The 20440-nt window shown below is 71.4% G+C and carries 18 protein-coding genes and 1 riboswitch; of the genes, 4 read left to right on the top strand and 14 right to left on the bottom strand.

Translation table 11 applies throughout. The features are described from left to right. Nucleotides 1-24: 24 nt before the first annotated feature. The 3 genes from ACIP89_RS04895 to ACIP89_RS04885 form a co-directional block, all read right to left on the bottom strand. Nucleotides 25-1284, bottom strand: coding sequence for an ArsA family ATPase (locus tag ACIP89_RS04895; protein ID WP_401925429.1), 1260 nt, complete (start codon nt 1282-1284; stop codon nt 25-27). 4 nt (nt 1285-1288) lie between these two features. After that, entirely contained in the window at nt 1289-1738 is a 450-nt protein-coding gene (locus ACIP89_RS04890) for an SRPBCC family protein (protein ID WP_311306157.1), read from the bottom strand. Nucleotides 1739-1855: 117 nt separating this feature from the next. Further along, nucleotides 1856-2662, bottom strand: a complete 807-nt coding sequence (locus ACIP89_RS04885) for a metallophosphoesterase (protein WP_401922816.1) — start codon at nt 2660-2662, stop codon at nt 1856-1858. A gap of 279 nt (nt 2663-2941) precedes the next feature. Here ACIP89_RS04885 and ACIP89_RS04880 point away from each other — a divergent pair, with 279 nt between their 5' ends. Further along, nucleotides 2942-4741 (top strand): AMP-dependent synthetase/ligase, encoded by a 1800-nt coding sequence (locus tag ACIP89_RS04880; RefSeq protein WP_401922814.1) that lies wholly within the window; start codon nt 2942-2944, stop codon nt 4739-4741. A 57-nt stretch (nt 4742-4798) separates the two neighbouring features. On the opposite strand, the gene ACIP89_RS04875 is transcribed toward ACIP89_RS04880, so the two are convergent. Next, complete coding sequence (locus ACIP89_RS04875) at nt 4799-5941, bottom strand: glycosyltransferase family 4 protein (protein WP_402113023.1); 1143 nt, start codon at nt 5939-5941, stop codon at nt 4799-4801. A gap of 101 nt (nt 5942-6042) precedes the next feature. On the opposite strand from ACIP89_RS04875, the gene ACIP89_RS04870 reads away from it, so the two are divergent. Continuing rightward, complete coding sequence (locus ACIP89_RS04870) at nt 6043-7275, top strand: glycosyltransferase 87 family protein (RefSeq protein ID WP_401925423.1); 1233 nt, start codon at nt 6043-6045, stop codon at nt 7273-7275. Here ACIP89_RS04870 and ACIP89_RS04865 read toward each other — a convergent pair. The 5 genes from ACIP89_RS04865 to ACIP89_RS04845 form a co-directional block, all read right to left on the bottom strand. Further along, entirely contained in the window at nt 7232-8485 is a 1254-nt protein-coding gene (locus ACIP89_RS04865; RefSeq protein WP_402113021.1) for a hypothetical protein, read from the bottom strand. The two genes, ACIP89_RS04870 and ACIP89_RS04865, sit on opposite strands and share 44 nt — an antisense overlap. 16 nt (nt 8486-8501) lie before the next feature. Continuing rightward, nucleotides 8502-9533, bottom strand: coding sequence for an NlpC/P60 family protein (locus ACIP89_RS04860; RefSeq protein ID WP_402113018.1), 1032 nt, complete (start codon nt 9531-9533; stop codon nt 8502-8504). A 236-nt stretch (nt 9534-9769) separates the two neighbouring features. After that, nucleotides 9770-10795, bottom strand: a complete 1026-nt coding sequence (locus ACIP89_RS04855; protein ID WP_401922802.1) for an NlpC/P60 family protein — start codon at nt 10793-10795, stop codon at nt 9770-9772. A gap of 292 nt (nt 10796-11087) precedes the next feature. After that, nucleotides 11088-12452: an NYN domain-containing protein gene (locus ACIP89_RS04850; protein ID WP_401922800.1), complete on the bottom strand. Its 1365-nt coding sequence runs from the start codon at nt 12450-12452 to the stop codon at nt 11088-11090. A 34-nt stretch (nt 12453-12486) separates the two neighbouring features. Then, nucleotides 12487-12729 (bottom strand): hypothetical protein, encoded by a 243-nt coding sequence (locus tag ACIP89_RS04845; RefSeq protein WP_024494175.1) that lies wholly within the window; start codon nt 12727-12729, stop codon nt 12487-12489. 161 nt (nt 12730-12890) lie between these two features. Between ACIP89_RS04845 and ACIP89_RS04840 the strand changes: the two genes are divergently transcribed. Further along, entirely contained in the window at nt 12891-13628 is a 738-nt protein-coding gene (locus ACIP89_RS04840; RefSeq protein ID WP_402113016.1) for a rhomboid family intramembrane serine protease, read from the top strand. Then, nucleotides 13625-13906, top strand: a complete 282-nt coding sequence (locus tag ACIP89_RS04835) for an Lrp/AsnC family transcriptional regulator (protein ID WP_073735580.1) — start codon at nt 13625-13627, stop codon at nt 13904-13906. Before ACIP89_RS04840 ends, ACIP89_RS04835 begins: the two co-directional genes overlap by 4 nt. A 62-nt stretch (nt 13907-13968) precedes the next feature. Here the strand turns inward: ACIP89_RS04835 and ACIP89_RS04830 are convergent, their stop codons facing one another. From ACIP89_RS04830 to ACIP89_RS04810, 5 genes are all read right to left on the bottom strand, one after another. Then, the gene (locus ACIP89_RS04830; RefSeq protein WP_402113013.1) at nt 13969-15372 is read right to left on the bottom strand and encodes an aminotransferase class V-fold PLP-dependent enzyme; all 1404 of its coding nucleotides are present in this window, start codon (nt 15370-15372) and stop codon (nt 13969-13971) included. Nucleotides 15373-15545: 173 nt separating this feature from the next. Continuing rightward, a riboswitch (SAM riboswitch) is annotated at nt 15546-15663 on the bottom strand. Nucleotides 15664-15746: 83 nt separating this feature from the next. Next, on the bottom strand, nt 15747-16811 hold the full coding sequence (gene trpD, locus ACIP89_RS04825) for an anthranilate phosphoribosyltransferase (protein ID WP_401922792.1): 1065 nt from the start codon (nt 16809-16811) through the stop codon (nt 15747-15749). Nucleotides 16812-16937: 126 nt separating this feature from the next. Further along, nucleotides 16938-18563 carry a cytochrome bc complex cytochrome b subunit gene (locus tag ACIP89_RS04820; protein ID WP_401922789.1) on the bottom strand — a complete coding sequence of 542 codons (1626 nt, stop codon included), beginning with the start codon at nt 18561-18563 and terminating at the stop codon, nt 16938-16940. Further along, nucleotides 18560-19612: a Rieske 2Fe-2S domain-containing protein gene (locus tag ACIP89_RS04815; protein ID WP_401922787.1), complete on the bottom strand. Its 1053-nt coding sequence runs from the start codon at nt 19610-19612 to the stop codon at nt 18560-18562. Before ACIP89_RS04815 ends, ACIP89_RS04820 begins: the two co-directional genes overlap by 4 nt. Continuing rightward, nucleotides 19609-20418 (bottom strand): c-type cytochrome, encoded by an 810-nt coding sequence (locus ACIP89_RS04810; RefSeq protein WP_401922784.1) that lies wholly within the window; start codon nt 20416-20418, stop codon nt 19609-19611. The genes ACIP89_RS04815 and ACIP89_RS04810 overlap by 4 nt, the downstream gene beginning before the upstream one ends. Nucleotides 20419-20440: the final 22 nt, after the last annotated feature.

Below are 20440 nucleotides of genomic sequence, written 5' to 3'. Positions count from 1 at the left end.
GTTACCCGAACGGCCGCGAGCCGTTCAGCCCGTCCTGGGCCAGAGGTCCGGGTCGGGCGTGAACCGGACCCGGAGCACCCCGTCGGTGAGCGCGGCGCCGGAGACGGTACAGCGGCGCAGCGCGGACTCCAGGGGCACGATGCGGTGGAACGGGCCGACGGTGAGCAGGAGTTCGCTGCCGCGGCGGACCAGCTGGAGGTCCTTCTTGACCGCTCCGGGCAGCCGCAGGCACCAGACCAGTATCCGAGCCGGACCGTCCGGGCCGGCCGGGCTGTCCGTGCCGTCACCGCCGTCCCGCCCCTCAGCCACCTCGGACTCCTCGATCCACCAGGGGTCCTCGGCCCGGCCGGCCTCCCGGTCGTCCACGGCCAGCGCGGCGTCCCCGCCGGCCGGGGCAGTCAGAGCGGTCAGGTCGCGAGGGTCCTGCGGGTCCCGGCCCAGGTGCGGCAGCTCCCGCGGCGGGGCTTCGGCGGCCCACTCCTCGCGCCAGTGGTCGAGGCACTTCTCCTGCTGCGCGGCGAGCGCCGCGAACCAGGGGTCGCAGGAGTGCCGGGGCAGCACCCGGTTGGCCACCAGGGCGTCGACGCGCAGCCCCTGGAGGGCGAGTCCGGTACGGGCGGTGCGCAGCGCGTCCTCCGCGGCCGGGCCCGGTTCCGCGACCAGCCGGAGCGTGGTGGCGCGGTCCTCGATGAGGGCCTGGACCTCCGCGAGTTCGGCGTCGCGCCGGGCGGCGGCCTCGTACAGCCACTGGGCGGGCATGGGCACGCCCGCCAGCTGGGCGAGCATCGGGCGCAGGGCGCGTGCGGCCTGGCGTTCCTGGGGCAGCAGCCTGCGCAGGTAGCGGCGGAGCTGTTCGGGCAGGGCCAGTACGGCCAGGGCCTCGCGCAGCGGCGGCAGGTCGACGACGAGGAGGTCGTAGCCGTCGCGGGACCAGTCGCCCCGGGCGGCGCGGCGCAGGCTCTGCAGGAGGGCGAGCTGGCCGCTGCCGGGGAGTTCGGTGAGCTCCTCACCGTCCAGCCGGTTGCCGCCGAGCAGGCCGAGCACTCCGGACAGCTGGTCCTGGAGGGCGAGGAGTTCGGCGCGGAAGTGCTCCGCGGAGTCGGTCCGTACGGACCAGAGGGTCTCGGTGACCTGTGCGGGCTCGGTGGACGGGGGGAAGCCGGGTATGCCGTCCGGGGAGATCAGCAGCGTGCGGGCGCCCCGGCGCGAACCGGCCAGCGCGGTCGCCGCCGCGACGGTGGTACGGCCGGCGCCGCCGGGGCCGGTGACCAGGACCGTACGCACCGGGTCAGGCCTTCGGGACGGACTCGACGCGCTTCTTCAGTCCGGCCAGTGCGCGGTCGATGATGACCTTCTCGGCCTTGCGCTTGATCATGCCGAGCATCGGGATCTTGACGTCGACGGTCAGCCGGTAGGTGACCTCGGTGCGGTCGCCGTCGCCCAGCGGGGCCAGTGCGTAGGAGCCGTCGATGGCGCGCAGCATCTGGGACTTGACCAGGGTCCAGCTGACCTCGTAGTCACCGATCCAGGTGTACGCGAGGGTGTGGTCGTCCTTGATCGCTCCGGCGTCGAGGACGAGGCGGACCTTCTCGGCGCGGCCGTGGTCGTCGGAGGCGAGCACCTCGGCCTCCTTGACCTCGCCGGTCCATTCCGGATAGCGGTCGAAGTCGGCGATCACGCCCATGACGTCGGCCGGTGCCGCCTCGATCGTGATCGTCGAGCTGGTGTGTTCAGCCATCGCTGTGGCCCTCCAGTGCGGTGTACCGGTCGGTCGGCAGAGGCCTGCCGCCAGAAGGCTATCGCGTGTGCGCCGCGCCTCGGCCCAGGGCCTGCCGCGGTGCCCGGCCGGGCCCGGTCACCATTCCAGCGCCCAGGGCGTGCCGGTCGAGGCGAAGTGGCCGACGTTCACGCACTCGGTGGTGCCGATCCGCATCCGGCGGACCAGGGGCTGGTGGACGTGGCCGAACACCGAGTACCGGGGCCGGGTGCGGCGGATGGCGTCGAGCAGGGCGCGGCTGCCGCGTTCGAACCGGCGCGCCACGGTGTCGTAGGTCAGCTCCGGAACGTCGGGCGGGATGTGGGTGCAGAGCACGTCGACCTCGCCCACCGCCTCGATCTTCGCGGCGTACTCCTCGTCGCCGATCTCGTAGGGGGTGCGCATGGGGGTCCGGAGTCCGCCGCCGACGAACCCGAAGACGCGGCCGCCGATCTCGACGCGCTCGCCGTCCAGGACGGTGGTTCCGGGGCGGGCGTACTCGGGCCACAGGGTGGGGATGTCGACGTTGCCGTAGGTGGCGTACGTAGGGGTGGGCAGCGCGGCGAACAACTCGGCGTACTGCTTGCGCACCGCCGAGACGATCGCGGCGTCGCGGTCCACGCCCGCCCACAGCTCCCGGCCGAAGTCCCGGGCCTCCTCGAAACGGCGCTCGGTGCGCAGGGCGACGATGCGGTCGGCGTTCTCCACGCCGAAGAGTTCCGGGAAGATGCCGCGTGCGTGGTCGGCGTAGTCGAGGAAGAGCACCAGGTCGCCGAGGCAGACGAGGGCGTCGGCGCCGTCGCCCGCGCGGGCCAGCGCCTCGGCGTTCCCGTGCACGTCACTGACCACGTGGATGCGGGTGCGCCGCCCGGCGGCGGCCTTCCGGCTGTTCGGTCCTGCTCGCATGATGATCACCCTAGAACCCTCGCGTCCGCCTGGGTAGAGGGCGCCGGACCTGCGGTTACTTCCAGGGGCCTGTGCGGGTGCACTACTGTGCGCGAAAGCCCGGCCGATATGTGTGACGCGTAAGACATCTGGCCGGAACCCCCTATCCGGAACCGAGTACTGGTGGGTAACGTCCGGGCAGTCCAGTCGTGCTCACCCCACTGAGCACCCGCCATCTTGGACCGCATCCGGTGCGTCACACAGAGCCGTGGCACCGGAGCCCGATGAGGAGCAGCAGTCTTGCGCGAGTTCAGCCTTCCGGCCCTGTACGAGGTCCCCTCGGACGGCAACCTGACGGATCTCATCCGCCGCAATGCCGCTCAGCATCCCGATGTCGCGGTGATGAGCCGCAAAGTGGCGGGCGTCTGGACGGACGTCACCGCGACCGAGTTCCTGGCCGAGGTCAGAGCCGTCGCCAAGGGGCTGATCGCCGCCGGTGTCGAACCCGGCGACCGGGTCGCCCTGCTCTCCCGCACCCGTTACGAGTGGGTACTGGTCGACTTCGCGATCTGGAGCGCGGGCGCGGTCACCGTGCCGGTGTACGAGACCAGCTCCGCCGAGCAGATCCAGTGGATCCTGGGCGACTCCGGCGCCACCCTGTGCGTCGTGGAGTCCGAGGCGCACCAGGCGTCCGTCGTCTCGGTCCAGGAGGGACTGCCCCGGCTGAAGGGCATCTGGCGAATCGACGACGACACGATCCCCCGGATGTCGGCGCTCGGCGGGGCGGAGGTCTCGGACGAGGTCCTCGACCTGCGGATGACGAGCGCCAAGGCCGACGACCCGGCCACCATCGTCTACACCTCCGGCACCACCGGCCGCCCCAAGGGCTGCGCGCTGACGCACCGCAGCTTCTTCGCGGAGTGCGGCAACGTGGTGGAACGGCTCAAGCCCCTCTTCCGTACCGGCGAGTGCTCGGTGCTGCTGTTCCTGCCGGCCGCGCACGTCTTCGGACGGCTGGTCGAGGTCGCCGCCGTGATGGCACCGATCAAGCTCGGCTGCGTACCGGACATCAAGAACCTCACCGATGAGCTGGCCGCGTTCCGGCCGACCCTGATCCTCGGGGTGCCGCGGGTCTTCGAGAAGGTCTACAACTCGGCGCGCGCCAAGGCCCAGGCCGACGGCAAGGGCAAGATCTTCGACAGGGCCGCGAACACGGCGATCGCCTACAGCCGCGCGCTGGGCACCCCGCAGGGCCCGCCCATGGGCCTGAAGTTCAAGCACAAGGTGTTCGACCGGCTGGTCTACAGCAAGCTGCGGGCCGTGCTCGGCGGACGCGGCGAGTACGCGATCTCCGGCGGCGCCCCGCTCGGTGAGCGGCTCGGGCACTTCTACCGGGGCATCGGCTTCACCGTCCTGGAGGGCTACGGCCTCACCGAGACGTGCGCGGCCACCGCCTTCAACCCGTGGGACCGCCAGAAGATCGGCACGGTCGGCCAGCCGCTGCCCGGCTCCGTCGTGCGGATCGCGGACGACGGCGAGGTACTGCTCCACGGCGAGCACCTGTTCTCCGGCTACTGGAACAACGAGACGGCGACGGCGGAGGCGCTGGCCGACGGCTGGTTCCACACCGGCGACATCGGCACCCTCGACGAGGACGGCTACCTCGCGATCACCGGCCGCAAGAAGGAGATCATCGTGACGGCCGGCGGCAAGAACGTCGCGCCCGCCGTCATCGAGGACCGCATCCGCGGGCACGCCCTGGTGGCGGAGTGCATGGTGGTCGGCGACGGACGCCCGTTCGTGGGCGCGCTGGTGACGCTGGACGAGGAGTTCCTCGGGCACTGGGCCCAGGAGCACGGCAAGCCCGTCGGCTCGACGGCCCTGTCGCTGCGCGAGGACCCGGAGCTGCTGGCCGAGGTGCAGCGGGCGGTCGACGACGGCAACGCCGCGGTGTCCAAGGCCGAGTCCGTACGGAAGTTCCGCATCCTGGCCGCCCAGTTCACCGAGGAGGCGGGTCACATCACGCCCTCGCTGAAGCTGAAGCGCAATGTGGTGGCGAAGGACTTCGCGGACGAGGTCGAGTCGATCTACCGCGCCTGATCCGGACGTATGCGGAAGGGGCCCCGGTGCGCCGGGGCCCCTTCCGCGTACCCGGGCTCAGAGCAGCGCCCTGAGTCTCTCCGCCAGCAGGTCCCAGCGCCACTTCTCCTCGACCCAGGCCCGGCCCCGCTCCCCCATCCGCCGGCGCAGCTCCGCGTCACCGAGCAGCGCGACGATCCGCTGCGCCGACTCCTGCGCGGAGCCGCCGCGCACCACCCAGCCGGTCTCGCCGTCGAGCACCGCGTCGGGGGCGCCGCCCGAGTCGCCCGCCACCACCGGCAGCCCGGTCGCGGAGGCCTCCAGGTAGACGATGCCGAGGCCCTCCACGTCGAGCCCGCCGCGCCGGGTGCGGCAGGGCATCGCGAAGACGTCACCGGCCCCGTAGTGCGCGGGCAGCTCCGCCCAGGGCACCGGGCCGGTGAACCGCACCGAGTCCCGCACCCCGGTCTCCGCCGCCAGCTTCCTCAGCTCCGTCTCGTACGGCCCGCCGCCGACGATCAGCAGCACGGCGTCGGGCACCTCGGCCAGGATCGCGGGCATCGCGAGAATCAGGGTGTCCTGGCCCTTGCGGGGCACCAGCCGGGACACGCAGACGACGACCGGCCGGTCCGTGAGCCCGAGCCGGGCCCGGACCAGATCGCCGCCCGACTCCGGGTGGAAGGTCTTCTCGTCCACGCCGGGCGGCAGCTGGACCATGCGCTCCGCGGCAGCCGGGGTGAGCGCGGCGGCGATCCGGGAGCGGGTGTACTCGCCGAGGTAGGTGATCGTGTCGGTGCCCTCGCCGATCCGCCGCAGCAGCTGCCGGGAGGCGGGCAGCTGGGCCCAGCCGGCCTCGTGCCCGTGCGTGGTGGCGACCAGCCGGCGGGCACCGGCCCGGCGCAGCGCGGGTGCCATCAGCCCCAGCGGGGCGGCGGCGCCGAACCAGACGGACGAGCAGCCGTGGGTGCGCAGCAGCTGGACGGCGCGCCGGGTCGCCCTCGGGGTCGGCAGCAGCATCGTCGTGCGGTCGCGGACCACGGTGAAGGGCTGCTCCGCGTCGAAGGCGGCGGTGGCCGCGGCGCCCTCGGGGCCGCGCTTCCAGGTGGAGGCGTAGACGACGATCCGGTCCGGGTCCAGCCGGAGCGCCATGTTGTGCAGGAACGCCTGGATGCCACCGGGGCGGGGCGGGAAGTCGTTGGTCACGATCAGGGTCTTGTCCATCGCCGCCGACAGTACCGGGCGGCCCCGCCTCGTGGCTCCCGCACGGACGGGGCGGGCATCATGTCCTGTCGTACGGCCGACGGAACGGATGAGGGCGGGACATGACGGGTTCGAGCAGCGCACGACCGGCCTTCGTGGTGTGGGCCCTCACCAGGGCTCTGCTGCTGCTCTGCGTCATCAAGGTGATCACGCTGCCGGGCCCCGATGTGACGAGCGACGTGTCGGTGATCTACCACGGCTGGTCCGACGTGCTGCGCTCGGGCAGCTACCCGCGGTCCGACGTCACCTGGCAGTACCCGCCGGTCGCGGCGCTGGCGATCCTCTCCCCCGCCCTGCTGCCGTTCCTGGACTACGCCTCGGCCTTCTTCGTCCTGGCGTTCCTCTGCGACGCGCTGGTGCTCGGTCTGCTGCTGTACGCGGGCCGGGGCGCGGCCCGGCGGACGGCCGGGGCGTGGGTGTGGGTGGCAGGCGTGCCGCTGCTGGGGACGACCGCGTACGCCCGGTACGACGTGATGGTGACGGCCGTCGCGGTGGCGGCGCTGCTGGCCGGGGTGCGGCATCCGAAGGTGCTGGGGGCGCTGGCGGCGTTCGGCGCGCTCCTGAAGGTGTGGCCGGCGCTGGTGCTGGCCGGTACAGCCCGGGGGCGGCAGACGCGGCTGGCGTGGGCGACGGCGGCCGGGGTGGCGGTGGTGCTGCTGGTGGTGTGCGCGGTGGCGGCGCCCGGCGCGCTGGCCTTCCTCGGTTTCCAGCGCGACCGGGGCACCGAGGTCGAGTCGCTGGGGGCGCTGGTCTTCCACGTGGCGCGGCAGTTCGGCTGGCAGGGCCGGGTGGAGCTGCACTACGGCTCGCTGGAGTTCCTGGGCCCGCACGTGCCGCTGGTGAGCACGCTCGCGCTGGGGCTGAGCGTGCTGGCGTTCGGCTGGCTGCTGGTGTGGCGGCTGAAGGCGCGCACGTTCGGGGTGAGTACGCCGGCGGACGCGGCGTTCACCGCGGTACTGCTGTTCACCACCACGAGCCGGGTGATCAGCCCGCAGTACATGCTGTGGCTGGTCGGTCTGGCGGCGGTCTGCCTGGTCTTCCGGGAGAGCCGGATGGCGCTGCCCGCCTGTCTGGTGCTGGTGGCGACGGGCGTCACTCAGCTGGAGTTCCCGCTCGGGTTCGTCCATGTGGTGACGAGCGACGCGACGGGCGTGCTCCTGATGTTCGTCCGCAACGGGCTGCTGGTCGCCGCGACGCTGATCGCGGGCGGGCGGCTGTGGCGGGACACGGTGACGGGGCCGGCCCCCGAGGTCAGCCCAGCCGGTCGCGCACGTACTCCCGCCAGCGCGCCGTGAAGTCCTGCGGAGTGGTGCCGAGCACCTCGTGCAGGGCCTGCTCCACCGCCCCGTCCCGTCCTGAGTGCCCTCCGACGGCCCGGTAGAAGGCGAACAGCTTCTCCTCGCCCCAGCGCTCCGCGATGAGCTCGCAGGCCAGCCAGCCGCCCTCGTACGCCCTCGCCAGCCGGTCCGGGTCCTCGGTGAAGCCGAAGTCGCCGTCGGTGGGCAGGGCGGCGGGCGGCTCGCCGCTCCGGACGGCGTCCGCCAGCTCGGGCGCGACCTCGGCGGCGGTGCGCTCCCCGTCCCGGTAGGCGGCCCAGTCCGCGAAGCCCTCGGAGAGCCAGGTGGGGGTGGCGGACGAGGTGCGGGTGCGGGTGGCCACGTGGGTGGTCTCGTGGGTGAGGACGACGCGCTGCCCGAAGCCGCCGAGCAGCGCGTACGCCTGCGGGTTGACGATGACCCGGTCGGCGGGCGCCGTTTTCGAGCCGCCGGTCTCGCCGGTGGTGACGGCCGCTATGCCCCGGTAGTTCGCGGCGGGTGAGCCGAGCAGCTCGCCCATGTCCTGCACGGTGTCCGGGACCAGCACCACCACCCGCCCGGCCCACTTCTCCGGCCAGGCCCCGGAGACGGCGGGCACCGCCCGGTCCGCGGTGTCCGCGATCCCGGTCAGCTCCTCGCGGGGGCGGCCGACGCCCAGCACCAGGCTGTGCTCGCCGCGCACCACCTCGACGTCGCCCTGCTGCCAGAGCTGCCGGCCGCCGCCCTGCGCGGGGCGGTCCGCGGTGAGGTACCAGCGGCCGTCCGCCTCGTCCCGTTCGAGGTCGAGGACCCGGTCCACCGAGACCGGCGCGCTGTCGTAGCCCTTGATCCGGTAGCCGAGCCGGACGTCGGCGGTGGCCCGGTCCGCGCCGTGCGGCGAGATGTCCGTCAGCCGGTACGTCCAGGAGCCGATCGGCATGTCCGCGAGGTGGCCGAGCTCCTTGCGCTGCGCGGCCCGCAGGTCGGTGGCGTCCCGCGCGACGACCGAGACGTAGGCGTCCGCGTCGTGGTGCATGACCGCGGCGGCCCTGCGGTCCAGGGTGGCGCGGATGTCGGCGGCCGCGGTGTCCGGGAGGCCCTTGGCCGGGGCCGAGCAGGCGGCGGCGCACAGCAGGGCGGCGAGCACGGCGCCCGCCGCGCGCCGTCGTCCGCCGCGGGCCGGTTCCGCGGTACGCCCCTGATCAGCCACATGACCGAGAGTACGGTCAGACCCGGGTCACTGAGGAGACGGGCATCATGCCGACCGGGTCGTAGCGGACCGGGGCGCCGGGGTACGGGGCGTGGATGACCTGGCCGTTTCCCACGTACATCCCGATATGGCTCGCGTCCGCGCGGTAGGCGACCAGGTCACCGGGGCGGGCTTCGGAGAGCGGCACCTGGTGTCCCGCGTACCGCTGGGCCTGCGAGGTGCGGGGCAGGCCGACCCCGGCCTGCGCGTACGCCCACTGCATCAGACCGGAGCAGTCGAATCCGGCGGGGCCGCTCGCGCCCCAGACGTACGGGCGGCCCAGCGCCCGCTGGACGGCCGTGACGGCGGCCGCCGCCCGCGCGGAGCCCGCCGGGAGTCCGGCCACCGTCCCGTTCGCGGTGTCCCGGCCGGTGCGCGAGGCCCGGTCGAAGGCGGCCCGCTCGGCACCGCGCAGCGTTCCGAGCAGCCGCCTGGCCTCGGCGAGCTTGCGGACGACGGTCCGCTTGTGGCGGCCGAGGGCGGCGCGGTCGCGCTCCAGGCCGGCGAGGGAACGGGCGGCCTCCGCCCGGGTCTGCGCCAGCGACCGCTGGGCCCTGCGGAGTTCGGCCAGGGCGGACGCCCGGCTGTCGTTCACCCGGCCCAGCACGGCGGCCCGGTCGAGGTAGTTGTCCGGGTCGGAGGAGAGCAGCAGGGCGAGCGAGGGGTCGATGCCGCCGGACCGGTACTGGGCGCGGGCCGCCGAACCGAGCGCCCCGCGCATCCCGTTGACACGTTCCTGGTCCCGGGCCGCCCGGTCCTGCGCCCGGCTCACCTCACCGCGCAGCCGCCGGACGTCCTCACCGGTCTTGTTGTACTGCTCGGTGGCGTGCTCGGCCTCGGCGTAGAGGCGGTCGGCCCGGGACCCGGCGGTCTGCGGGGTGTCCTGCGGTTCGGCGTTGGCGGTGGCCGCGCCGAGCGTCGCGGCGGCGGTCGCCGCCGCGGCCGACAGGACAGTGGCCCGGACGCTCCGGCTCGGGCCGGGCTGTGTGGAACGGCGATGGGACACCACAGGACGCCGCACTCCCTTCCGCTGTACGCAGATGTGCGCAGCTCCTGCCGCCCTGGTGGGCGGACCGACACCTGGAGCCGCGCGGCAGCCAGACAGTAGTCGGACGATCACGGAGCGGACAAAGACCGCGCCGGGCGGGGCGGGGTCCCAAACAGCGGCGCCCCGCCGGTGACCTGTGGTCTCCGGCGGGGCGGGCAGTCAGTGCGGGGCGCGGGAATTCGCCCGTTCGGGCGTGATCAGATGCGTACGGCGGTCTGGTAGGCGCCGACGGTGTTCATCGACTCGTAGCGGACCACGGCGCCCGGCTTCGGGGCGTGCAGCACGGTGTTGTTGCCCGCGTAGAGGGCCACGTGCGAGGTGTTGCTGAAGAAGACCAGGTCGCCCGGCTTCAGCTGGCTGCGGCCGATCTGGGTGCCCTGGTTGATCTGGGTGTACGTGGTGCGGGTGATCTCGGCACCGGCCTGGTGGTAGGCCCACTGGGTCAGGCCGGAGCAGTCGAACGAGCTGGGGCCGGTGCCGCCGGACACGTACGGCTTGCCCACCTGGGTGGAGGCGGCCTGGAGGGCCGCGCCGCCAAGGGCGGAGGCGGGGACCTCGCTGCCCAGGTCGACCCGGTCACCGGCGGAGCGGCTGGCGCGCAGGTCGTCCTCGCGCATCTTCGCGCGCTCGGCGGCGGTCAGGGTGTTGAGCACCTTCTGGGCCTCGGCGAGCTTGCCCTGCTGCTGCTTCTTCTTCTCACCGAGCGTCTTGCGGACGTCCGCGAGGTCGTCCAGCTTGTCCTGGGCCTCCTTGCGCTCCTGCGCGAGGGACCGCTGCTTCTCCTGGATCTTCGTCAGCGCCTCGGTCTGCTTGGCCGTCAACTGGTCCAGCGAGGAGGCCTGGTCGAGGAAGCTGTCCGGGTCGGAGGCGAGGAAGAGCTGCACCGAGGGGTCGATGCCGCCCGAGCGGTACTGCGCGGCGGCGAGCGAGCCGAGTCCGGAGCGGAGCGTGTTGAGCTCCTCCTGACCGCGGGCCACCTTGTCCTGAAGCGCGCCGACCTGCTTTTCGAGCTTCTCCTGCTTCTCCTTGGCCCCGCTGTACTGCTCGGTGGCCGCCTCCGCCTCGTGGTAGAGCTTGTCGACCTTCGCCTTGACCTCGCTCTTGGTCGGCTTGGGGTCGGCGTGAGCGGCCTGGGAGGTGAGGGCCACGGCCGCGGCGGCGGTCGCGGTGAGCACGGTCACACGGGCGCGGCTCGGGTTCTTGGGACGGCGGTGGGACGCCACGAAGGCGAGCTCCTTCTTCCGTGAGCCGCCTACCGGGCTGTGGGGGACGTCATCCCCGGCTCCGTGTGGATCACGGACTCGGCGGTTCCTTCACTGCCACCCCGGGTGGGTGATCAACCGTGCGAAGGTTCGAGGCCCGACCATAGTGACCATCCTGTGATCAGTTCAAATCCTCGCGGGAAAAATCTCGTCACACCGGGTACTTCTTTACCCACACCACACTGCGTGTAGCGGCGAATTGACGGCCCGTTCCGTAATTTACGGCACCCGTCAACAAGCCTGACAATATTCGTCAAACACGTGAAAGCCGCTTCAGGAGCAAGACGGACGCGACGGGTCTGGCTCCCGCCTTCGCCACCCCGTCGGCCACCTCGCGGTCGGTGGAGACCACCACGACGGGCCGTCCCGACGGTTCGGCACGCGCGAGCTGACGGATCAGCTCGTCCGCGGTGACGCCCGCCCTGCTGAACAGCACCCGCACACCGCGGGGCGGTGCGAGCAGCACCGGAGCGGCCAGCTCCGCCCCGTCGAAGACGCAGGTCATCTCCGCGCCCGTCTGGGCCGCGAGCATCGACAGACCGCCCAGCAGCCGCAGTCGCTGCTTCTCCAGCGGCAGCTGCGGGTAGCCCGTCTTGGTGACGTTGTAACCGTCCACGATGAGGTGCGCCTGCGGCAGCGCCAGCAGTTGGTCCAGCAGCGCCGGATCGGTGTCGGAAAGGGCTCTGGCGGCAACGTCCTTGGGAGACATCCGGCCGGGCTCGACCGCGTCCACCGTGTCCGCCGGGCGCATCGAGGAGGGCGGCAGCGCCAGTTCGCGCCGCAGCCCGCCGGCCGCTTCGAGCACCGTGTCCAGCAGCAGCCGCAGCCGCATGTCCTCGACCGAGCGCCCCTCGCGGGCGGCCCTGCGCCCCGCCTCGACGGACGCCTCCGCCTCACCGAGCCGGGCCCGCAGCCTGCGGGTCTCGCTCTCCGCCGCGGACACCTGGACGGCCGCCTCCGCACGCACGGCGTCGCTCTCGGCCCTGCCCCGGCGCAGCGCGGCCTCCGCGCGCTTCACCTCGTTGGCCGCGCTGCGCAGTTTGCGCTGGAGCGACTCGGCCTCCTTGCGGGCCGCGTCGAGGTCGCCGCGGAGCCGTTCGGTCTCGCTCTTCGTCTGCGCGCGGGCCTGGGCCAGCTCCTCGCGGAGCCGTTCCAGTTCGCGCCGGCTCTCGTCGTCCGCCCGCTCCGCGTCGGCGCGCTGGGCCTCCTCGCCCGCGGCGGCGAGGAGCTTCACCCAGCCGTCCGGGCGCAGCACGTAGGCCGCGGCGGCGACGTCCACGGGGTCGGCGGCGGCGGGCGGCGAGCCCGCCTCCAGGGCGGCGCTCAGCTCCGGCTGGACCTCCCGCAGCCGTTCACCGATGCGCCGCCGGAAGGTGGCGTCGCCCGCCAGGGCGGCCGCCATCGCGTTCCCGGCGAACTTGGCACGCCTGGTCGGCGTGAAACGGGCGTACTGTCGGAGCTGAGCGGGCAGTTCGGTGACCGTGAGCGCGCCGAACGCGTCCGAGACCAGCGCGACGACCCGACGCCGTACGCCTTCGGGCAGCGGGCGGTCGAGCATCTCCACGGCGTCGTCGGCCGCATCGGCCGACGCGGCGCCGCCAGGGGGCTGCTCCACCATCCGTCACCTCAAACTGTATGTCCGCACGGCCCCGTCAGGAGTCGGCACCCGGCCTGTCGACTAGCTCGATCTGGTCCACCGCGTTGCACCAACGGCAGCGCACCGACTCGATGGTCTCACTGACCACCTCGCGTTCTTCGACGCTCGACTCCCCGGCCAGGTCGAGATGGACGTATTCGACGACCTTGGACGAGCGCGTCACGTCGAATCGCGTGAGGTTTCCGCAGAGCGTGCAGCGCCAGCGGGTCGCCTCTGTCGGCTGGGGAACCGTCGTCATCGTTGCGTCCTCTTCCGTCGGGCCTCGTGCTGCCACATAGGGATCTTCGCGGTGCGCCGTCGAACTGCGGATGTCCTGTCGCAACCCTACGGCCTCACCGCGTACCACCGGCACGGCGAGGCGCTCTGTCCCGTTCCCTGCGCTTGCGTCATGCTCTGTTCATGATCGATCGGCGGGCTGCGGCCGGCAGACTCCTGCGGGCGGCCACCTCGGGCGGGCCGCCGGTCACCTACGCCCTCATCGCACTGTGCTGCGTGGTCTTCGCGATCAGCCCGCTCTCCGGGCTCGCCCCGGTGTACGGCAGCGCGGACGCCCTGCTGTCGGCCCAGGCCGGGTACTTCGAGCGCTGGGGCGTGATCCCGAGCGAGCTGTGGGACGGCTCCGCGCACGCCCTGGTCACGCCGCTCACCGCGCTCTTCGTGCACGGCAGCTGGCTGCACCTGCTCGGCAACATGCTGTTCCTGTACGTGTTCGGAGCGATGGCCGAGGAGCGCATGGGCCACACCGAGTTCGCGTTCTTCTACCTCGGCTGCGGCTACCTCGCGCTGCTCGCCTACGCGGCCGCGCACGCCACCTCGGACCAGACGCTCGTCGGCGCTTCGGGGGCGATCTCGGCGGTACTGGGCGCCTTCCTCTACCTCTTCCCCCGGGCCAGGGTCACCAGCGTGTTCCCGTTCCTCCTCTTCCTCCCGCTGCGCTTCCCCGCCTGGATCGTGCTGATCTTCTGGTTCGTGCTCCAGTGGCTGGCCGCGGAGGGGGCGGGCAGCGGTCCCGGCGTGGCCTATCTCGCCCATGTGGTCGGCTTCGCCGTCGGGTTCCTCTACGCCTGGGGGCGCTACCGGGGTAACGCTAGAGTGAGATCTCCAGCCACGGCCACCGAGGGAGAAAGCCAGCCGTGATCACCGCGATCGTGCTCATCAAAACCAGCGTGGACCGGATTCCCGAGATCGCCGAGGCCGTCGCGGCGCTGGACAGTGTCAGCGAGGTCTTCTCGGTCACCGGTACGTACGACCTGATCGCCATGGTCCGGGTGGCCAAGCACGACGATCTCGCCGATGTCATCCCCGGCCGGATCAGCAAGATCCCCGGCGTCGAGGCGACCGACACCCACGTGGCGTTCCGTACGTACTCGCAGCACGACCTGGAGGCGGCCTTCGCCATCGGCCTGGACGGCTGACCACGTAAACGCGTTCGGCCGGGTACGGAATGCTTTCCGTACCCGGCCGAACGCGTTGCGGCTCAGTGCTGGGCGGTGCCCCGGTCCGGGACGCAGCGGCCGTCCTCGGTGCGGTACTTCCACTGGGCGCCCTCGCTCACCAGCTCCTTGACCGCCCGCACGAAGCGCTCGATGTGCTCGTCCGGCGTACCGGCACCGAAGCTGACCCGGATCGCGTTGAGCGACTTCTCGCCCGGCTCGGCCTCCGGCGCGCCGCACTCGCCGACGTCCTGCGGGTCGCTGCCGAGCAGGGTGCGCACCAGCGGGTGGGCGCAGAACAGGCCGTCGCGCACCCCGATGCCGTACTCGGCGGAGAGGGCCGCGGCGAAGTGCGAGCTGTTCCAGCCCTCCACCACGAACGAGATGACGCCGACGCGGGGGGCGTCGTCACCGAAGAGCGAGAGCACCTTGACCTCGGGCACCTCGGCCAGTCCGGCCCGGACCTCCGAGACGAGCTGCTGCTCGCGGGCGACCAGGCTGTCGAACCCGGCCTCGGTGAGCGCCTTGCAGGCGGAGGCGATGGAGTAGACGCCGATGACGTTGGGCGAACCGGCTTCGTGGCGGGCGGCGGTGGTGTGCCACTCGACGTCCACCCCGCCGTCGGTGCGCCGGGCGACCTTGCGGGAGGCGCCGCCGCCGGCCAGGTAGGGCTCGGCGTCGCACAGCCAGTCGGAGCGGCCGGCCAGCACACCGGAGCCGAAGGGCGCGTAGAGCTTGTGGCCGGAGAAGGCGACCCAGTCGACGTCCAGCTCGGCGATGTTCACGGGGTGGTGCGGGGCGAGCTGGGCGGCGTCCAGCACGATACGGGCGCCGTGGGCGTGCGCGGCGGCGGCGAGCTCCTTGACCGGCCACAGCTCGCCGGTGACGTTGGAGGCCCCGGTGACGCAGACCAGCGCGGGGCCAACGGGGCCTCCGCTGCTCGAACGGAGCTGGGGGTCGCGGTCGGCGAGGGCGCGCTCCAGGGTGGCGACGGCCTGGTCAGGGGTGCGCGGGGCGTTCAGGTAGGTCACCCGGGCATCGCGCCAGGGCAGCAGGGACGCGTGGTGCTCGGTCTCGAAGACGAACACCTCGCAGTCGGCGGGCACCGCGGCGGCCAGCAGGTTGAGCGAGTCGGTCGTCGAACGGGTGAAGATCACCTGGTCGCCCTCGCGGCAGCCGAGGAACTCCGCGACGGTCACCCGGCTGGACTCGAAGAGGTCCGTGGAGAGCTGCGAGAGGTAGCCGGCACCCCGGTGGACGCTGCCGTAGTACGGCGCGTACGCGGCGACGTCGTCCCACACCCGCTGCAGGGCCGGGGCGCTGGCGGCGTAGTCGAGCGCGGCGTACGTGACCTCACCGCCGGTCACCAGCGGAACCGTCACATCCTTGCCCAGGACGGGCAGCGGGGTACAAATGGACTGATCGGCGGCAGCGGTGAAGACAGACATGACGAACTCCCGTAACAGGCAGGCGAACTCCGCGTGCCTGCGGATACGCGGCAGCACGGAAGAAGAGAAAAAGGGTGTGCGGAGGAGGGCCGAAAAGCCCTATCGCATTCGCTTGCTCACAGAGGCTCCCTGAGGACCAGGACCCCACGGGTGGACATCTCACGATGTCGAGGGGTCCGCGCTTGCCGCAGACCTCGCTGCCTACGGCCTGGTCTTCACCCGGGGCACCCCGCCACGGACGGAGGGTTGCCGGACAGCGGGCCGGGGCCGTAGTCGCTGTCACTCATGACCTGCCCAGCATCTTGCCATACGTGCCCGGACGCGCAAGGCGCAGTCCATGATCTGGACTGCGCCCCGCTTCGCTGCTCGGTGGTTCAGGCGTTGCTGGTCTTGACCCATCTCTCCAGCACGCGCCCCGCGGACCCGGAGTCGATGGACTCGGCGGCCTTCGCCATACCGGCGGTGAGCTGCTCTTCGAGCGTGCCCTCCCCCGGGTCCAGCGCGACCAGCGCCGCCGCAGCGTTGAGCAGGACGGCGTCCCGTACGGGCCCCGTCTCACCGGCCAGCAGCCGGCGGGCCACGTCGGCGTTGTACGAGGCGTCGGCGCCGCGCAGCGCCTCGACCGGCACCAGGTCCAGGCCGACGTCGCGCGGGTCGAAGGCCTGCTCGCGCACGACGCCGTCGCGGGCCACCCAGACCCGGGAGGTCGCGGTGGTGGTCAGCTCGTCCAGTCCGTCGTCGCCGCGGAAGACCAGCGCGGAGTTGCCCCGCTCCGCGAGGACGCCCGCGACGATGGGCGCCATCCGCGGGTCGGCCACGCCGATGGCCTGGGAGCGCACCTGGGCCGGGTTGGTGAGCGGGCCCAGGATGTTGAAGGTGGTCGGCGCGCCGAGCTCCGCCCGCGCCTTCGCCGCGTACCGCAGGGCGGGGTGGAACTTCACCGCGAAGCAGAAGGTGATGCCCGCCTCCTCCGCCACCTCGACGACGCGCTGCGGGGGCAGATCCAGGTTGACGCCGAGCACGCCCAGTACGTCGGAGGAGCCGCTGGCCGAGGAGGAGGCGCGGTTGCCGTGCTTGACGACCTTGGCGCCCGCCCCGGCCAGGACGATCGCGGACATGGTGGAGATGTTGACCGTCTTGGCCATGTCGCCGCCGGTGCCGACGATGTCGACCGTGCGGCCGGGCACGTGGATCGTGGTGGCGTGCTCGTACATCGCACGGACCAGACCGGTGACCTCCCCGACCGTCTCGCCCTTGGCGCGCAGGGCCACCGCGAAGCCGGCGATCTGCACGTCGGTCGCCTCGCCGCTCATGATGCGGTCCATCGCCCACGCGGTGTCGTCCGCGCTCAGGTCCTCGCCGCGCATCAGCGGGGTCAGCACGCCGGGCCAGGTACGAGCCGCCACGCTGTCGCCGCCGACCGGGGTCACAACGTTCATGGTCCGCTCCTGGGGTCCACAGCCGGTAAAGGGATGCGTCCACCCTATCGAGCGCCGGAGACAGCGAAGAGCCCCGTCCATCGTATGGATGGGCGGGGCTCCCGCTGTGGCGATCAGTTCAGGTGATCAGTGGTGGCCGTGGCCCTCGGTGATCTCCTTGTACTCCTCGGGGGACGCCTTGGCGATCTGGCTGTGCTCGCCGTAGAAGCTCTTGCTGAGCCTGGCCCGCGTCTTCTCGATCGGCGACACCTTGCGCTTCACGCCGTTCTCGTCGACCAGCGGGCCGAGTTCGACCGGCGCGTACTGCTCGTGCGCGGTGAGGGTGTGCAGCTGCCCCTGCGACAGCGGCTCGTGGACCTCGACGAACTCACCGTGCGGCAGGCGCTTGATGAGCCCGGACTCGCGCCCGTGCAGCACCTTCTCCTTGTCCCGGCGCTGGAGGCCGAGGCAGATCCGCTTGGTCGCGATGAACGCGAGGACCGGTCCGACGAAGAAGAAGATCCGGACGAACCACGAGATGGAGTTCAGCGACAGGTGGAAGTGCGTCGCCCAGAGGTCGTTACCGCCGCCCACCAGACCGATGAAGTACACCGTGATCCACGCGACGCCGAAGGCCGTACGGGTCGGGGCGTTGCGCGGGCGGTCCAGGATGTGGTGCTCGCGCTTGTCCCCGGTGACCCAGGACTCGATGAACGGGTACATCGCGATCGCGCCCAGGATGAGCCCGAAGAGCACCAGTGGGATGAGCACGCCCAGCACGAGCGTATGACCCCAGAGGTTGATCTCCCAGCCCGGCATCACGCGGACCAGACCCTCGGCGAAGCCCATGTACCAGTCGGGCTGGGCGCCGGTGGACACCTGGTCCGGGCGGTACGGGCCGATGGCCCAGATCGGGTTGATCGAGGCGATGCCCGCGATGACGGCGATGACACCGAAGACCAGGAAGAAGAAGCCTCCGGCCTTGGCCATGTACACCGGCAGCAGCGGCATGCCGACGACGTTCTTGTTCGTCCGGCCGGGGCCCGCGAACTGCGTGTGCTTGTGGTAGAAGACCAGGATGAGGTGGCCCACCAGAAGCCCGAGCATGATGCCCGGCAGCAGCAGGATGTGCACCGAGTAGAACCGCGCGACGAAGTCGCCGCCCGGGAACTCCCCGCCGAACAGGAACATCGAGATGTAGGTGCCGACGATCGGCATCGACAGGATCGCGCCCTGGGTGAAGCGGACACCCGTACCCGAGAGCAGGTCGTCCGGGAGCGAGTAGCCGGTGAAGCCGGTGAACATACCGAGCACGAACAGCAGGAAGCCGAACAGCCAGTTGATCTCACGCGGCTTGCGGAACGCGCCCGTGAAGAACACGCGCATCATGTGCACGAACATGCCGGCCAGGAAGATCAGCGCGGCCCAGTGGTGGATCTGCCGGACCAGCAGACCACCGCGGACGTCGAAGCTGATGTTCAGCGTCGAGGCGTAGGCCTCCGACATCCGGATGCCCTGCATGGGCTCGTACGGGCCGTGGTAGACGGTCTCGGCCATGCTCGGGTGGAAGAACAGCGTCAGGTACACACCCGTGAGGATGATGATGATGAAGCTGTAGAGGCAGATCTCACCGAGCATGAAGGACCAGTGGTCCGGGAAGATCTTGCGCATGTTGGCCTTGGCCAGGGAGTAGATCCCGAGCCGGCCGTCCGCCCAGTCGGCCATCTTCTCACCGGCGGGCGCCTTGCGCTTCGTATCGGTCGCAGTACTCATCCGCGCTCCCAGAATGCAGGACCGACGGGCTCTTCGAAGTCACCGAGCGCCTCGAGGTTGCCCTCGCTGTTCACGCCGATCCGCAGCTGCGGGAGGGCGTGACCGGCCGGACCGAAGATGACGCGGGCGCCGTCGGAGAGGTCGAAGGTTGACTGGTGGCACGGGCAGAGCACGTGGTGCGTCTGCTGCTCGTACAGGCTGATCGGGCAGCCGACGTGGGTGCAGATCTTCGAGAAGGCCACGATGCCCTCGTGGGCCCACTCGCGCTCGCGCTTGTCCTTGATGTTGGACGGCTCGATGCGAATGATCATCAGCGCAGCCTTGGCGATCTGCGTCTGGAAGTCGTGTGCGTCCTCCTCCAGGCCCTCGGGCATGGCGAAGGTGAGCGAACCCACCGCGACGTCCTCGGGGCGGAGCGGCTCATTCGTGTTCATGTTGATGAGCTGCTTGCCCTTGGCCCACAGGGTCGAGCGGAGCTTCTTCTCCGGCAGCGGACCTAGGTCGCGCAGCAGCACCACACCGGCGAGCGGCACCAGGGCCAGCGCGCCGAACATGGTGTTGCGGATCAGCTTGCGCCGTCCGAACGCGGACTCCTCGGCACCGGCCGCGAAGTCCGCCAGGACCTTCGCCTTGACCTCGGGCTCGGCCGCGATCGCGTGCCGCTCGTCGGCGACCTCCACGTCCGACATCAGGGTGCGCGCCCAGTGGACGGCTCCCGCGCCGATCGCGAAGAGCGCCACGCCCAGGGTCAGCCCCAGGGAGAAGTTGAGCGCGCTCACGTGACCGAACGGGAAGATGTAGACGATCTTGTCGACCGGGAAGATGACGTAGGAGGCGATGAAGCCGACCGTCGCCAGCATGGACAGCGTGAACAAGAACGCGACCACGCGCTCGGACCGGTCCGCGGCCCGTTCGTCGATGTCCTGGATGCGCGGCTGGTGGGCCGGCAGCCCCGGGTCCGCGAACGGATCGCCCGCGCCCTCTACCGCGCCGTGCGCGGGGACCTGCTCTGCGGGCAGGTTCTCTTCTGGAATCTCTTGGCTACTCATGACTTCTTGGCCTTAGCGGTGTGGGCCGCGACCCAGATGGCAACTGCGATCAGCGCGCCGAGCCCGAAGATCCAGCCGAACAGACCCTCGCTGACCGGACCGAGGCCGCCCAGCTTGAGGCCACCGGGGCTCTCCGCCTGCGCGCTGTTCACGGTCTGGATGTACGCGATGATGTCCTTCTTCTGCTGATTGGGCATCGTCGTGTCGGGGAAGGACGGCATGCTCTGAGGACCGGTCTGCATGGCCTCGTACATGTGCTTCGGGTCCACGCCCTCAAGGTTGGGAGCGGACTTGCCCTTCGTCAGGGCACCACCCTCACCGGTGAAGTTGTGGCACTGAGCGCAGTTGGTACGGAACAGGTCGCCGCCCTTGGCCACGTCCGCGCCCTCAGGGCTGACCTGGCTCTTGGTCGGGACGATCGGGCCGGCGCCGAGCGACGCGACGTACGCCGCGAGCTGGTCGATCTCGGCCTGGGTGTAGATGACCTTCTTCTTCGGTACCTGGGCACCCGGCTGCTGCGCGGGCATACGGCCGGTACCGACCTGGAAGTCCACGGCGGCGGAGCCCACGCCGACAAGCTGGGGCCCGTCGGTGGTTCCCTCACCGCCGGTTCCGTGGCAGCTGGCGCAACCGACGGAGTACAGCTTCTTGCCCTCGTCGATGGCGAGGGACTGGGCGGTTTCGTCGGCCTGCGCCTTACTCGCGGGCGCAAACGCGGCGTACAGCCCCCCAGTAGCCGCCAGCGCGAGGAGTAGTACGACGACCGCCGCCAACGGATGGCGTCGTCGTGCGGAGAGCTTTTTCACGGATTACCCCGGTGTCAGGATC

The sequence above is a fragment of the Streptomyces sp. NPDC088730 genome (assembly GCF_044751215.1).
Classification (GTDB): domain Bacteria; phylum Actinomycetota; class Actinomycetes; order Streptomycetales; family Streptomycetaceae; genus Streptomyces.
Note: the sequence above shows the minus strand (reverse complement) of the source record. Positions and strands in the feature narration are given on the sequence as shown.